Annotated in this window: 5 protein-coding genes; 4 read left to right on the top strand and 1 reads right to left on the bottom strand. The window is 35.6% G+C overall.

What is annotated here, in order from left to right; genetic code table 11:
* Positions 1-5: 5 nt before the first annotated feature.
* Positions 6-485, bottom strand: a complete 480-nt coding sequence (locus tag BUC23_RS02555; protein WP_073204968.1) for a regulatory protein RecX — start codon at positions 483-485, stop codon at positions 6-8.
* A 265-nt stretch (positions 486-750) separates the two neighbouring features.
* On the opposite strand from BUC23_RS02555, the gene BUC23_RS02560 reads away from it, so the two are divergent.
* From BUC23_RS02560 to BUC23_RS17170, 4 genes are all read left to right on the top strand, one after another.
* Positions 751-3,573 carry a T9SS sorting signal type C domain-containing protein gene (locus tag BUC23_RS02560; RefSeq protein ID WP_073204971.1) on the top strand — a complete coding sequence of 941 codons (2,823 nt, stop codon included), beginning with the start codon at positions 751-753 and terminating at the stop codon, positions 3,571-3,573.
* Between the two features lie 302 nt (positions 3,574-3,875).
* A complete protein-coding gene (locus tag BUC23_RS17165; protein WP_167365548.1) occupies positions 3,876-7,538 on the top strand; it encodes a T9SS sorting signal type C domain-containing protein in 3,663 nt (1,220 codons plus the stop codon).
* 230 nt (positions 7,539-7,768) lie between these two features.
* Positions 7,769-11,158, top strand: a complete 3,390-nt coding sequence (locus tag BUC23_RS02570) for a T9SS sorting signal type C domain-containing protein (protein WP_073204975.1) — start codon at positions 7,769-7,771, stop codon at positions 11,156-11,158.
* 312 nt (positions 11,159-11,470) lie between these two features.
* Entirely contained in the window at positions 11,471-15,046 is a 3,576-nt protein-coding gene (locus BUC23_RS17170; RefSeq protein ID WP_084538289.1) for a T9SS sorting signal type C domain-containing protein, read from the top strand.
* Positions 15,047-15,092 lie beyond the last annotated feature (46 nt).

The raw sequence follows: 15,092 nt of genomic DNA on the forward strand, positions 1-15,092 counted from the left end.
CTTTTTTAGTCTTCCTTTGAATTCTCCAACTCTTTGACTTTTTCAAAAACTAAATTGCTTTCAAATCCTTTGCGTAGCATATAATCACAAAATTTCTTTCTTTTCTTCATCAGATTGGTTTCTCGTATGGATGGCCAGTGGCGTTCTGCCAAAGTGTGAAAAGTTGTTGCATATTCTTCAGGGGAGATTTCCTTTAGTGCAATATTGATTAGGGTTTGTGTTATTTTTTTTGCCTTTAATTCGTTTACAATTCTGATTTTTCCCCAATTTTTGATTCTGTGTTTACCTCTGGCAAAACTACATGCAAAACGTTCTTCATTGAGAAAATTACCACTTATAAGATGTACCATTATGGAATCAATTTCTTCCGATTCCATCTTCATGCTTCGCAATTTTGTCGCTACTTCTTCATGACAGCGTTCTTGGTACGCACAAAAATGCTCAATCTTATTGATAGCATCCTTAATAGAATAAACTTCTTTCATTATTGTTTTTTAAAGTTTGAAATTTAAGAATTTATAATTTATTAACAAGGATATTGCTTTTGAAAACGATTAGAATCATCTAAAATGGTCTTTTAGTGTTAGATCTATAATGACTTGTTTTTATTTGAAAATAAGTTTGTCAAATAACTTAAAACCAGTAGTATAGCAGATATCGATGCAGGTTATCGATTTTATTGGGTGTTGAATTTCTTTTTTATTTACTTAGAGTAACATATATAAATGATTTCCCCAAATCTATACTATTATGAAAATAAAACTACTATCTACACTAGCGTTAGTGTTAGCGCAAACATTTGTTTTAGCGCAAACTACTGGAGACTACCGATCTAAAATTTCTGGCCCATGGAATAGTGTGGCAAGCTGGGAGTACTACAATGGAACTTCTTGGGTTACTCCTTTAACTACATCACCGCAAGGATATCCTGGCCAATATGCTGTCACTGCCGGAGCTGTTTTAATTCAATCAGGTCATACTATTTCAGTTGGCTTGACGGGTATTTCAACTCAATTACTGGGTACTATAACAATTACTGGTACATTATATTTTTTAGGCGATACTAGTGGGGTAGACAGTACAATTAAAACATCTCTTATTGTCGTTACTCCGGGTGCCGGTTTAATATCAATGTTATATAAAGTTACTTTGTACGTGCCGGTCGATAATTCTGTTATTGAAACATCTACCGCAGGAATGAATGGTGGTAATTGCAGTAATAACCAGACTATAATCTTGGGGTACACTACTCCTATAACCATTGATTGTTCAGGAAATTTAAAATTTACCTACGTAGAAGCTGATGGGGGCACCCCTAACGCAAAACCAACCTCAAACACACCAGTTTGTCAAGGGAATCCTATCAATTTATTTGGAGATTATGCTGGACTTGGGCGTAATAATGCCGTCACGTATTTATGGACAATTGTTGATCCCAATAATGCAACTGTAACTGCTGGAGGTACAGCACAAAATCCAATTATCAATTCACCTATAGTTGGGGTTTATAAGGCGACACTTAAATGTATATCCACGTACAGCAGTAATTCCTATACTAATTCCGAAACTATTAATATCACAGTAAACCCTACACCTCTAAGTCCTATAATTGGAGCCATCAAACCAATTGATTGTAACTCAGCAGGAAGTGTTGTGCTCAGCGGATTGCCTACAGGGAACTGGGTAATTAATCCCGGTAACATAGCGGGTTCGGGGGCAAGTACTACAATTACAGGTTTAGCGGTTGGCTCTTATTCCTTTACTGTTACCAATCAATTTGGATGTGTGTCGCCTGCTACATTGTTAGGAAGTATCGTGATTACTGATAAATCCTCTTCGACTTGGAATGGCAGTATTTGGTCCAATGGAATCCCCACGATTACCACTAATGTTATTCTTGCGGGAAATTATGATACTGCTGCAAGTCCTAACGTAACAGCTTGTAGCTTAACTATTAATAATGGGTTCTCCCTTACTGTTGCAGATGGTAAATTTGTAACTATTCAAAATAACTTGACCGTTGGTACAGGAGCGACTTTAAATATAACAAATCAAGGGTCTCTTGTAATGATAAACGATGCCGGTACAGTTACCAATAACGGAACCATGAAAGTAAACAAGACCACAACTCCTTTTGAAAAGTGGGATTATACGTATTGGTCAAGTCCTATGACAACGACGCCAATCTCTTATACTGCAGGTACAACATTTGCAAACTGGCGATCCGATCATGCCTATTATTTTAATCCGGCAAATTTTTTGGATGTCAATGATGATGGTTTTGATGACAATCATGATGATTGGATGGGAGCCACCAATATGGATGTTCCTGGGAAAGGTTATATTATCATGGGACCTACGTGGTTAAGTTCATATCCCGCAGTCGAATCTGTGGTTTTTACTGCCAATGTAACTGCTAATAAATTAAACAGCGGTATTATAAATACGCCAATTGCATTAACTCCGGGTGTCATTACCGATGATGATTGGAATCTAGTCGGCAATCCGTATCCTTGTGCTATTGATGCGATTAAATTCATAAATGCAAATATTACAAACATTGATGCTACCTTATATTTTTGGACACATAAAGCGAATTTAGGCGGAGAGTTAAACCTTGGTCCAGATGCTCAAAATTTTTCACAATCAGATTACGCAATGTTTAACCTAACGGGAGGCACGGCAACATCAGCAACGGTTTCTACAACAGGAAGTACTAATGCAGCTGTAAATTCAATACCACTTGGAAATATAGCTTCATGCCAAGGTTTTTTTGTTGAAGCCCAAAATAATAATGTTAATTTAATTTTTAACAATGCTATGCGGGTTGGTTCAGCAATAGCAGCGCCAAACACGCAGTTTTTCAAAACTATGCCTGTTAAAGATAAAGCGGAAATTAAAGACCGTCTTTGGTTAAATTTAGAAAATAAGGATGGGATGTTCAGTCAACAGCTCATTGGTTATTTTGAGAATTCTACAAATGACTTCGATAATGGCTATGACGGTCTGTTAAACGATGGAGGTAATTATATAAATTTTTATTCTTTAATAAATGACACTGCGTACAAAATTCAAGGCAGAGAATCATTTAAGGAAAATGATCAGGTGCGTTTAGGTTTTTTTAGCGCTGTAGCGGGAAATTTCAATATTGATATAGATTCGAAAGAGGGCGTATTTAGTACTAATGATAATGAGGTCTTTATTGAAGATAAACTGTTAGGGTTAATTCATAATTTAAAAGAATCTCCATATAATTTTACAACAGAATCGGGAACTTTTGACGATCGTTTTGTATTGCGCTATACAAATAAAACGCTGGGAACTGAAAAATTCAAAAAAACAGAAAATGCAGTTGTGGTTTCAAATACAAATAAGCTGATCAATATAACATCATCAGTTGAAATGATTGATAAAGTGGAAGTTTATGATTTATTAGGAAGATCGATATATCAAAAAACTAATGTAAGCGCTAAAGAATTCGTTATTCAGAATTTAGTATCGAGTCATCAAGCTTTACTTATTAAAATTCTATTGAGCAATGGGCAAACTGTTAGTAATAAAATAATGTATTAGAGTTGCCTTTAGAATCTCATGAGTTGAATCCTAGAGCGCTTTTGTTCTTTTTATCTTTTAAAAATAAATAGTAAATTAAAACGACATCAACTTGCAATCTAACTATACTAATTTGCATTTCAGCGACTTGTGTGTTTTTTAGTTGTTTTTTATGATCAACTTTAGTATGAAATCAAAAGTGTTTCAATTTGAGTTTAATTTAAATATGGTTTAATAAACTTGAGATTTCTTTTTATGTTGTTGTCCGATTTATTCACAATAGATGGCAAATGCTATTTAATAATTTCCAAATCCCAAAACCTATGATTAAGAACCTACTTTTCTCATTTTTTTTAGTTTTTGTTCAATTTGGAATCTCTGCTCAAACTACAAATACCTACACAGGATCAAATGGTGATTGGAATACTGCTTCTAATTGGTCCTTAAATTTAGTGCCATCCGCTGCTCATGATGTTGTAATTCCGTCAGGTACAACAGTGAATATATCTGTAAATTCATTTGCTAAAACAGTTAGTATTTCGGGGATTTTAACAATCAATGATGGTATGCGGCTAACGGTTTATAATGACTTCACTGTTAATTCAACAGGATCGTTTAAGATGCCTGTAGCCGCTGGATATGCTATTCTTGTTGTTTATTGGAGTTATTATAACAATGGAGCAACAGATTTCTGGAAAAGTGACGTTGTTATCGGGGGTGATTTAATCAGTCCCTTAACTTCATCTCTTCAAAAACAAGGGAATATCGTTGTTGGCGGAAATATTATTGGTTCATTTGATACTACAGGTGGCTCAGGAGCTGGACAAATATATGCAGTTAACCCCAATGCAACGGTAACAATCACACCCACATCAATTGATACTAATGTTCCTCCTGGTACTGCAGTACCGCCCGCTGAGGGTTCAACTTTGATTACCTTAGTCAATACGGTAATATATGATTCCGGTTGTTCCACTTTTTCAATTACTCAGCCAATAAATAGTTGCGCTTCCATAGGGGGAACTGCAGTCTATACTGCAATACCTAGTGTGACTCCGGACAGCTATCTTTGGGAAGAATTTTCTAATGCAACTTCAACATGGAGTACTGTAGTAGATGGTGTGAAAAATAGTGTGAATTATTCGGGAGCAACAACTGGCACACTGACTATTTCTAATCTTACTGCAGCAATGTTTGGTTCAAGTAGTAATAGATACAGAGTTAAAATAACAAAAGGTACTTGTACAATAAAAAGTAACTATGGGTTTTTATATTTAAATAGTGTTGGAGGTTCAGTAAGTCCCGTATCTTCTACAGTATGTTCGGGGATTAATAGTACAGTGCTTACTTTGACTGGGCATACTGGAACTGTTGTAAACTGGGAATCCTCATTAGACAATTTTACTACCATAGGCACAACAATAGCAAATGCAACAACTACTTTAACAGCAGTAAATTTAACATCCAATACTTCCTATAGAGCGGTAATTCAGAACGGAGCTGGTTGCTCAACTAAATCATCCGTAGCGACTTTAAACGTTGCAAAAGCATCAACGGCTCCAACATCAATTACGGGGATACTCTCTGTTTGTAGTGGCTCCAGCACAACATTAACTGCTGTTGGTGGATTATTAGGAACCTATGGTGCCTACGAATGGGGTACGGGTTTAACCATTGGAAGTAATGTGATTGCAGGCGCTTCAGCAGTATCGATTACTGTTACTCCAAGTAGTAGTGTATCATATTGGGTTCGAAGAAAAGACGCTGCAACATGTGTAGCGGCTACAACTGGAGGAATATCAACAGCTGTGACGGTAAATGCTTTGCCAACTATTCCAACTATAACAGCTAGCGGTTCAGTGAATTTTTGTGTTGGAGGATCGGTGACCTTAACCTCGAGCGCAGGGACAAGTTACTTATGGTCTACAGGAGCTACAACAGCAAGTATCAGTCCAACAATAGCAGGGAGTTATTCTGTAAAAATTACTAATGCAAGCGGATGTTCGAGTTTGTCATCATTGGCTACTGTTGTTACAGTTAGTTCATTGCCGGTAACATCCACGTTTGCGATAACTAATATTGATTGTAATAACCCCACAGGAAGTGTTACTTTAAACAATTTGCCAACTGGTAACTGGGTAATAAATCCTGGAAATATTTCTGGTTCAGGAACAAGTTTTACAATAAACGGATTGACAGTAGCTGGGAATCCATATTTTTATACCGTAACTAATTCGAACGGCTGCTCGTCTGCATCAACTGCATCTATATCCATTATAGATTATAATTCGGCAACAACTTGGAATGGAGTTAGTTGGACAAATGGCTTGCCGGATGTAAATAAAAAAATAATATTTTCCGGGAATTTCTCTTCCACTTCTGATTTAACGGGTTGTTCGTGCTTGGTAACAACCGGGAATGTAATCATTAATTCAACACATACCTTGACAGTAACAAATGAGGTTACGGTTAGCGGAGGAAATTTGATATTCAAATGCGACTTAGATAGCCCTTTAAACAGCTCTGCCAGTTTAGTACAAATAAATAATGTGAGTTCCAATAATAATGCGGGTGCCATAAAATATGAAAGAATGACAAATACTGTAATTCGTAATACCGATTATACGTATTGGTCATCGCCTGTCTATCCTCAAATATTGTCTAATTTGTCACCTAATACTCTAGCCGATAAGTATTTTTCTTACGAAGTAACAGCTAGTTCAGAAGATTGGAAACAAGAATCACCGGCTACCATCATGTCCATTGGTAAAGGTTATATCATACGAGGTCCTGAATATACTTCGCCACCGTCGCCGCCGTCACTATTTCTGGCTACATTTAAAGGAGTGCCCAATAATGGACATTATGCAATAACAGGTATATATCAATATAAGTCATATCTGATTGGGAATCCATATCCCTCAGCTTTAAACGCAGATAAATTTCTAATAGATAATGCTGGTGTTTTGGATGGTACTCTTTATTTCTGGACGCATAATACTAACATTGGTGTGAGTTCAGTTAATCTAGGCTCAGGTGCTTACGCTTATACTTCAGACGATTATGCTTCTTATAACTTGACAGGGGGAGTAGGAACGGATGGCGTACCATATCCAAAAGGAGGGGTTGCGGCGAGTTTTGGTGCAATACCCAATGGTGTCATTGCTGCAGGACAGGGGTTTTTTGCTTCAAGCAAAGAAACGATTACAGGTCCTAATGAAATTGTCTTCAATAATGACATGCGAGTGAATGGCTCATTGGGAAATAATTCTCAGTTTTTTAAGATTGCATCAAAATCAAGTAGTTCGATCGAAAAAAATAGAATATGGCTAGGCTTTTCTAATAGCCAAGGGGCCTTTAAGCAAACTTTAGTAGGCTATGTTACAGGAGCTACAAACGATTATGATGGTAGATATGACGGAGAGACTTTTGACGGAAATCAGTTTGTAGATTTTTATAGTCTTAATCAGGACAAAAAATTAGTTATTCAAGGAAGATCTTTACCATTTGAAGAAACAGATAACGTTCCTCTAGGCTATAAAACTACTATTAAAGGGACTTTTGCAATCGCTATTAATCAAAAAGATGGTCTTTTTGCCAACCAAAATATATTTATTGAAGACAAGTTGTTGAATATTATCCATAATTTAAATCAATCGTCTTATAATTTCAACACTGAATCCGGGACTTTCAATGACCGTTTTGTATTACGTTATACAAATAAAACTTTAGGAACTCCGAGTTTTGAGAAATCTGAAAATGTAGTCATGGTTTCAAATAAAAATAAACAAATATCAATTAATTCCTCAGATGAGAGAATCGATAAAGTTCAGATTTATGATTTATTGGGAAAATCGATATATCAAAAGGGGAATATTCATGCTACTGATTTCGTTGCATCGAGCTTGGTAACAAATCATCAAGCTTTATTGATTAAAATTACATTGCAAAATGGAGCAATTCTTACACGTAAAATTATGAACTAACTGAGATTATCATGACAATTTTTTATTAGGCTCCGATTGACAGAAAAGCGTAGATATTTAAATTTTAATTAACTTAATGTTTTATAAAATAGGTGTTTAACAGATAAATATGCTTGTTGTCGATTTTATTGTGTTTTTTGATATTGTTTTTTTTATTTTAAATTTTAATGTAAGTTTTTTCTCTTTGAAAAAACATATTAAAAGTAATTTAAGTATAAAAAACAAATAATATGATTAGAAAACTACTTTTTACTCTTTTTATAGTCTTGATTCATACTTTTGGTTATGGTGCGACTAAAACGTACTCAGGTTCTGGCAATTGGAATGTTGCTGCAAATTGGTCAGGAGGAACAATACCAGGTGGATCGGATGACGTAATAATTTCATCTGGACAGACAGTAACAGTTACGATGAATGATGTTGTAAATGCATTTGTGAATAATTTGAGTGTTTTAGGAACAGGAATATTGACTATAAATGATGGGAAGACATTAACAATTTATGGAAATGTTACTGTTGATAGTGGAGCAAGATTTAATGCTGGTACAGGGAATAGTGACAGTGCAATAATCAAAGTTTATGGGGATTTTATAAATCAGGGTACTGCTAATTTTTGGAAAAGTACTGTTGTAATAGCAGGTAATTTGGTTACTGCTAGTACAATTTTGCAAAATAATGGAAATATAATAGTTGGCGGAAATGTGTCCGGGGTTATCGGTGGTAGTGGTACTGGAATTGTTTATCCTGTTAATCCGAATGCTACAGTCACAGTTACAGGAGATGCAACTGAGAAACCAGCGGGAACAATACCTACAGACTCTACTTTGTTGAGTTTTATGAATGAAGTTATTTACGGAACTAATTGTTCTTTTACTATAACAGGAACAACTAATATTTCTGCCTGTATCGGTGCCACCGCAATATTTACAGTGACAACATCCGGAAGTTCACCTTCTTATCAGTGGGAGGTTAATATGGGTTCGGGTTGGAGTGATTTGTCAAATAACACTTTTTATTCAGGTGTGAATACTGCAAATCTTGCCGTTAACAACATTACCGCAGGAATGAATAATTATAAGTTTAGAGCTAGAATTACAGCAGCAGGTTGTACTGAAAAAGGGAATTATGGTTTCCTGACAGTTAGTACTTCGCCAACAATTATAACGCAGCCAATAAATCAATTGGATTGTGAGAAGCGTAGCGTTAATTTTAGTGTGGTTGCAACGGGTACCGGATTGACTTATTCCTGGAAATATAAAAAACCGGCAGATCCTAGCTTTACTACTATTACTGCGGCAACATCTAATGTAAGCAATTCAGCGACAAGTACAATTAGTATTTCGAATATCGGAAGTACCCAATTCCCTAACGGCACGCAATTTCAGGTTGTTGTTTCTAATGGGACATGTGATGTTAGTTCGAGTCTTGCTACACTATCCGTTAATGAAATATTAGACATTACTTCTGGTACAACAGTAACCATGTGCTATGGCTCAAATCATTTTTATACCGTAACAACATCGTATCCATCAAATGTAGTTTCATACAAATGGAAGAAATCAGTTAGTTCTGGCGTATGGAATGACGTTGTAGATGGCACTCATTATTCAGGGGCAACTACAGCAACGTTAAATATAATTAACGGTACGCCTGCTGAAACTGCGGAATATCGTGTTTATATCACATTTCGATCATCAGGAGCGGATTGTAATGCAAGTAGTGATTCACGAACTAGAGCATTGACTTTTCTGCCTTTATTGTTAACTCCCGCAACGGTAATTACACAGCCAAGCTGTTCAACTCCTACAGGTACAGTAAGTGTGACTGTTCAGAGCGCAACGGATACATACAGTTTTGATAATGGTTCAACTTTTCAAGCCGGTAATAGTAAATCAGGATTGGCAGCTGGAATCTACAAGGTAATCATAAAAAACAGTGGTGGATGTAATTCTCCAGCTACAAGCGCAACAGTAAAAAGCGCCACTAATATTTGGGATGGTTCTGTTTGGTCAAACGGCACATTACCAACCATATCAGAAAACATCGTTTTTAATGGAAATTATCTTTCTTCTGGTGATGTCTCGGGTTGTTCTTGTCAGATAAATTCAGGAGCAGTTGTTATCAATTCAGGACATACCTTGTCATTAACTAATGAACTTAAAGTCGTTGGAGGATCATTAACCTTCGAAAATAGCGCAAGTTTAATTCAAACTAATACTGGATCTGGAATTAATACGGGTACTGTAATTTATAAAAGAAATTCAACTCCAATTATTAATGATGATTACACGTATTGGTCTTCCCCAACAAGCGGAACGCAGACTTTATTAGATTTCTCTCCGTATACTCAAGGAGACAAATTCTTTATTTTTGATAATGATTGGTCAAGTGTAAATACCTCAAGTACATTTTCACCTGGAATTGGCTATTCTATTCGTGCTCCCGAAGGAATAAGTTCTAGTGTTGCGGCAGTTGTGTCTTTCCATTTTACGGGAATTCCTAATAATGGTACTATAGCAGTTCCAGTGACTTCGCGAAAAGATGCTTCAGGATATGAAGAAGGGCTTCGTTTAGTGGGAAATCCATTTCCATCTGCACTTGATGCGGATGCTTTTATTGATGCAAACATTACTGTTTCCGGAACAATTAATAAAACAATAACTGGTACACTATATTTCTGGACACACAATCATACCTTAATCGGCAATGATTATTTAGCTACGGATTATGCAACGTATACTAAATTTGGAGGGACAGGAACAGGTTCTGCAATGTCAGGAACTGGCAACAGTGGTACTCCAGTAAAATATATTGCTTCAGGTCAAGGATTTTTTGTAGAAGTGGATGCTACAGGAAACGTAACATTTAATAATGCTATGAGAGGTGCTGCCAATAACGCTAACTTTTATAAAACAACAACTAAAAAAACCGCTTCATCAGAGTCTCATAGAGTTTGGCTTAATTTAACCAATAATTCAAGGAATTTTAGTCAGGCCTTAATGGGCTATTCATCTATGGCCACAAATGAGTATGACTCAGGAGTTGATGGGGTGTCTTTTGACGGTGATCAGCATTCGATTTATAGTTTGATCGGAGAACGTATGTTGGCAATTCAGGCAAAAGCACTACCATTTGATGATACCGATACTATTCCCCTTGGTTATGTTGTAAATGTTGCAGGTAACACTGTAATCAGTATTGATCATGTTGATGGAATGTTTGAAAAAGGGCAAGGTGTTTATCTGGAGGATTTAGTTCTAGGTGTTATTCACGATATTAAAACAGCACCTTATGTTTTTAGTTCTGAAGCAGGTACTTTTAATGATCGTTTTGTATTACGATTTAAAAGTGGTAGCAAATCTTTAGGAACCTATAGTGTTGAGAGATTGAACAGTGCAGTTGTAGTTTCTAATAAGGATAAGCATATAAAAATTAATTCGTCGGAGGAAGTAATAAATAAAGTTCAGGTTTATGATTTATTAGGAAGATTGATTTTTCAAAAAACTAATGTAAATGCGAATGAATATCATATTTCTAATTTGGTATCGAATCATCAAGTTTTACTTGCTAAAATTATTTTACAAAATGGACAAACGGTCACAAAAAAGATTGTTTATTGAAATTCATTAAAAAATATAAATACAAAAATCCCGTCTTGCTTAAAACAGACGGGATTTTTGCATTTAACTTCTACTTCAAAAATTAAAATTCATTAAAAACTGCGTTTAAACGGATAAATTGGTATTTAAACGACTAAATTTTGTTTGAATGCTGTTTTATGTTGTTTTTGTAAATATATGAGCACTAATTTTTTTAAAGGGCCAAAAAATATCTTTAATTTTTTTTTCTGATTAATTGGGATAAGATAAAAAATGAAGACGCTCCTATTTAAAGAAGATTGTAGTAAAATATCTTCAAATAAATAATACCACATGAATAAAACTTTACTTTCTTTATTTAAAGGGAAACTTTTTCTTATTTTTTTTGTTTTAATATCATCTGTTTCTTTTAGTCAAACTACCCTTTTTCAGTTTGATTTTGAGAGTAATACAGGAACAGCAATCCCGAATATTGATAATGTTATTGGAAGTCCAGCCTTCGGTTTATCTGGAGTGGCTTCACCGTCTTATACAAATGCATCTCCTTGTCAAGGAACGTATATGGTTACTGGTTCCAATTGGAATACAGGGGATTATTATCGATTTACTGCAAATACCACAGGATTTGGTGCTATGACTTTTTCATTTTGTAATAGAACTAGTAATATTGATATTGGCACATTTTTGGTAAAAGTAAGCTCTGATGGTGGAGTGAATTGGGATACAGTATTAGGGGCTTTTACGCCAACCACAGTAAACAATACGCTTACGACCGTTACCTTTCCAATAACTTCTGATAATGCAGCTGAAGTATTAATAGAAATAACAAAGCTTGATAAAGCAAATAAAGTAGATAGAACTTTTATTATTGATAATGCAACGTTGAAAGGATATCCAATCCCAACAATTACAAGTTTTAATCCAACTACAGTTTGCCCAGGCGAATCAATAAATATAGCAGGTACTAATTTTGCTGGAGCAACTGGAGTTTCGATTAATAATTTGGCTGTTGCTTCATACACAGTGAATTCATCAACAAGTATTACAGCAATTCTTTTGTCAGGAAATACAAGTGGAATAGTGAAAGTTTCAAATGTGTATGGTAAAGGAACTAGTGGAAGTTCTCTGGTAGTAAATGCAGTACCAACTATTACAGTTTCACCAACAGTAGCAAGTCTCTGTGCTAATACTGTACAAGTGCTTTCTGCCACAACTGCCGCTTCAGTTACTGCAATTATAGGGACTGGAACGTTAACCAATACTGCTAATGCTGATACAGCTACCGATTATCCTGCTCCTTATGGTGCGTGGTATGAAAACGTAAAACAACAATATTTGATTTTAGCCAGCGAATTAACGAGCTCTGGCCTTGGGAATGGCTCTGTGATTAATAGCCTAACATTTGATGTCACTACTCTTGGAACTTCTGGAATTCATACAGCATATACAATTAGTATGGGAAATACACCCCAATCCTCTATTACTACATGGGAAAATGGTTTGACGACCGTTTTTGGACCTACCAATTACCAACCGGTAAACGGAGCTAATACACACAATTTCACAACATCATTTGTTTGGGATGGTATTTCTAATATTGTTATTCAAATTTGTCACACGAATGATGATAAAAACTCCGGGAATAAATACACCGTAAATGCGCAAAGTAAGTATTCAACTACCACATTTAATAGCTCTTTGACCTATAGAGTGGATAATACGGATGGATGTGGATCATCTACGATTAGCTATACTGAAGCTCAAAGACCTAATATGAGATTTACGACAGCTGCTCCAACTGTCGCTTGGTCTCCAATAACCAATTTATTTACGGATGCTTTAGCAACTACGCCCTATCTAGGAAATAATTTAGCTACGGTTTATGCGAAGCCAACGGCTACTATTATTTACTCTGCGAAAGTAACTTCGGCAAATGCCTGCTCCAATTCAGTAACTTCGAATTTAACTGTAACAGGTATACCAACAGTACCAATAGTAATTCTCAAAAAACAGCCTGATTGCATCACATCGACAGGAAGTGTTCAATTAACAGGGTTGCCGGCAACTGGTTCTTGGACTATTATTCCAAATCCAGCTACCGCTGGGTTAACAGGTCTTACGGGCTCAGGAATAGATAATACAATTGTAGGAGGGTTGACTGCAAATACATCTTATACCTTTACGGTTTCCAGCGGGGCATGTCCTTCGGGAACATCTACTAGTACTATGATAAACCCTGTGGTTACAACAACTTACAATGGTACATCGTGGAGCTCCGTACCCGATTTAACAAAAATTGGGATTTATACTACTTCTGGAAACCTTTCTGCTAATGTAGATTTGTGTTCATGTACGGTTAGCACGGGTGTGAATATAAAAGTGCTTACAGGTGTTGTAGTAAAAATTCAGGATAAACTAAGTGTTAATGGATCATTAACTTTTGAAGATGGCTCTAGTCTTGTTCAAATCAATGATGCTGCTGTAAATACAGGAATTATAACGTATAAAAGAACAACAACAACGCAAATAGATAATTTTGATTATACCTATTGGAGCAGTCCTGTCTCTGCACAGAAATTAATTGATGTTTCTCCTAATACATCTTTAGATAAGTTTTACTCTTTTAATCTTGCTGCGAATGATTGGTACCAAGAAAACCCAAATAACAATATGATTAATGGGATTGGTTATATTATTCGAGGGCCTCAAACCTATGTTGCTCCGGCTCCTCCAAATTTTTATCAAGCGCCTTTTAAAGGAATTCCAAATAATGGTGCTGTTACAGTAACTATTCCTCCAACAGCTGCAGCACTGGAAGCCTCGGCTCTTTTAGGAAATCCTTACCCCTCGGCTCTTAATGCAGATTTGTTTTTAATTTCGAATATGACTACTGCTTTAGAAGGGACTTTATATTTTTGGACACACAATACAAATATTGGAGCGGGTTTAGCAAATCTTGGGTCAGGAGCATATGCTTACACTTCAGATGATTATGCTACGTATAACTTGACAGGCGGAGCTGCTACAGGAATTGGGACGCCAGCGGCGGGTATAAATAATAGCGTGCCAAACGGTAAAATCGCTTCAGGACAAGCTTTTTTCGCAGGGATTAAGCCTGCTGGAGGAATTGTTGCTTATAACAATAGTATGAGATTAAGTACTGCTGGTGTAATACTGGATAATTCTCAGTTTTTTAAACTTAACAATTCAAAAGCGGAAGTAAACAGTTTCCTTGAAAAAGATAGAGTTTGGCTCAATTTATATAACAGTCAAGGTGCTTTCAAACAAACTTTAGTAGGTTATATTACAGGAGCTACAAATGAATATGATAATGGGTATGATGGCGAAACTTTTGATGGAAATGAATTTGTAGATTTTTATAGTGTTAACCAAGATAAAAATCTGGTAATTCAAGGCAGAGCTTTACCTTTTGATGTGGATGATGAGGTTCCTATAGGTTATAAAACTACTATTGCCGGGGATTTTACTATTGCTATCGCTCAAACAGATGGGTTATTAGTGGGAAAAGATGTATTTCTTGAAGATAAAATTACCAAGTCAGTGAAGAACCTTAAAGGTGCGGTTTATAATTTTAACACTGGGGCAGGGACTTTTAATGATCGTTTTGTATTAAAATATAGTAATAAAACTTTAGCAAACGAAAGTTTTGAGACGTTAAATAATACCGTTTTGGTTTCTGTAAGGAACAAAATTTTTAAAATTAATTCTTATTCAGAAAAAATAGAGAATGTTCAGGTTTACGATTTATTAGGAAAATCAATTTATAAAAACGGTAAGGTAGATGCAAATGAAGTAACAATTTCTACTATAATATCGAATCAGCAAGTTTTATTGATTAAAATTAAGTTAATCAATGGTCAAATAGTGACAAGGAAAGTAATTTACTAAAAAAACAGCAAGTATTTCAAAATTCTTCTTTTGTAAATTAGGTATT

The organism is Flavobacterium xinjiangense, from assembly GCF_900142885.1.
GTDB classification, from domain to species: domain Bacteria; phylum Bacteroidota; class Bacteroidia; order Flavobacteriales; family Flavobacteriaceae; genus Flavobacterium; species Flavobacterium xinjiangense.

Excerpts from the sequence above, each read along its gene's own strand:
- BUC23_RS02555 (WP_073204968.1), bottom strand. The coding sequence starts at position 485 with ATGAAAGAAGTTTATTCTATTAAGGATGCTATCAATAAGATTGAGCAT.
- BUC23_RS17170 (WP_084538289.1), top strand. The coding sequence starts at position 11,471 with ATGAATAAAACTTTACTTTCTTTATTTAAAGGGAAACTTTTTCTTATT.
- BUC23_RS17165 (WP_167365548.1), top strand. The coding sequence starts at position 3,876 with ATGATTAAGAACCTACTTTTCTCATTTTTTTTAGTTTTTGTTCAATTT.
- BUC23_RS02560 (WP_073204971.1), top strand. The coding sequence starts at position 751 with ATGAAAATAAAACTACTATCTACACTAGCGTTAGTGTTAGCGCAAACA.
- BUC23_RS02570 (WP_073204975.1), top strand. The coding sequence starts at position 7,769 with ATGATTAGAAAACTACTTTTTACTCTTTTTATAGTCTTGATTCATACT.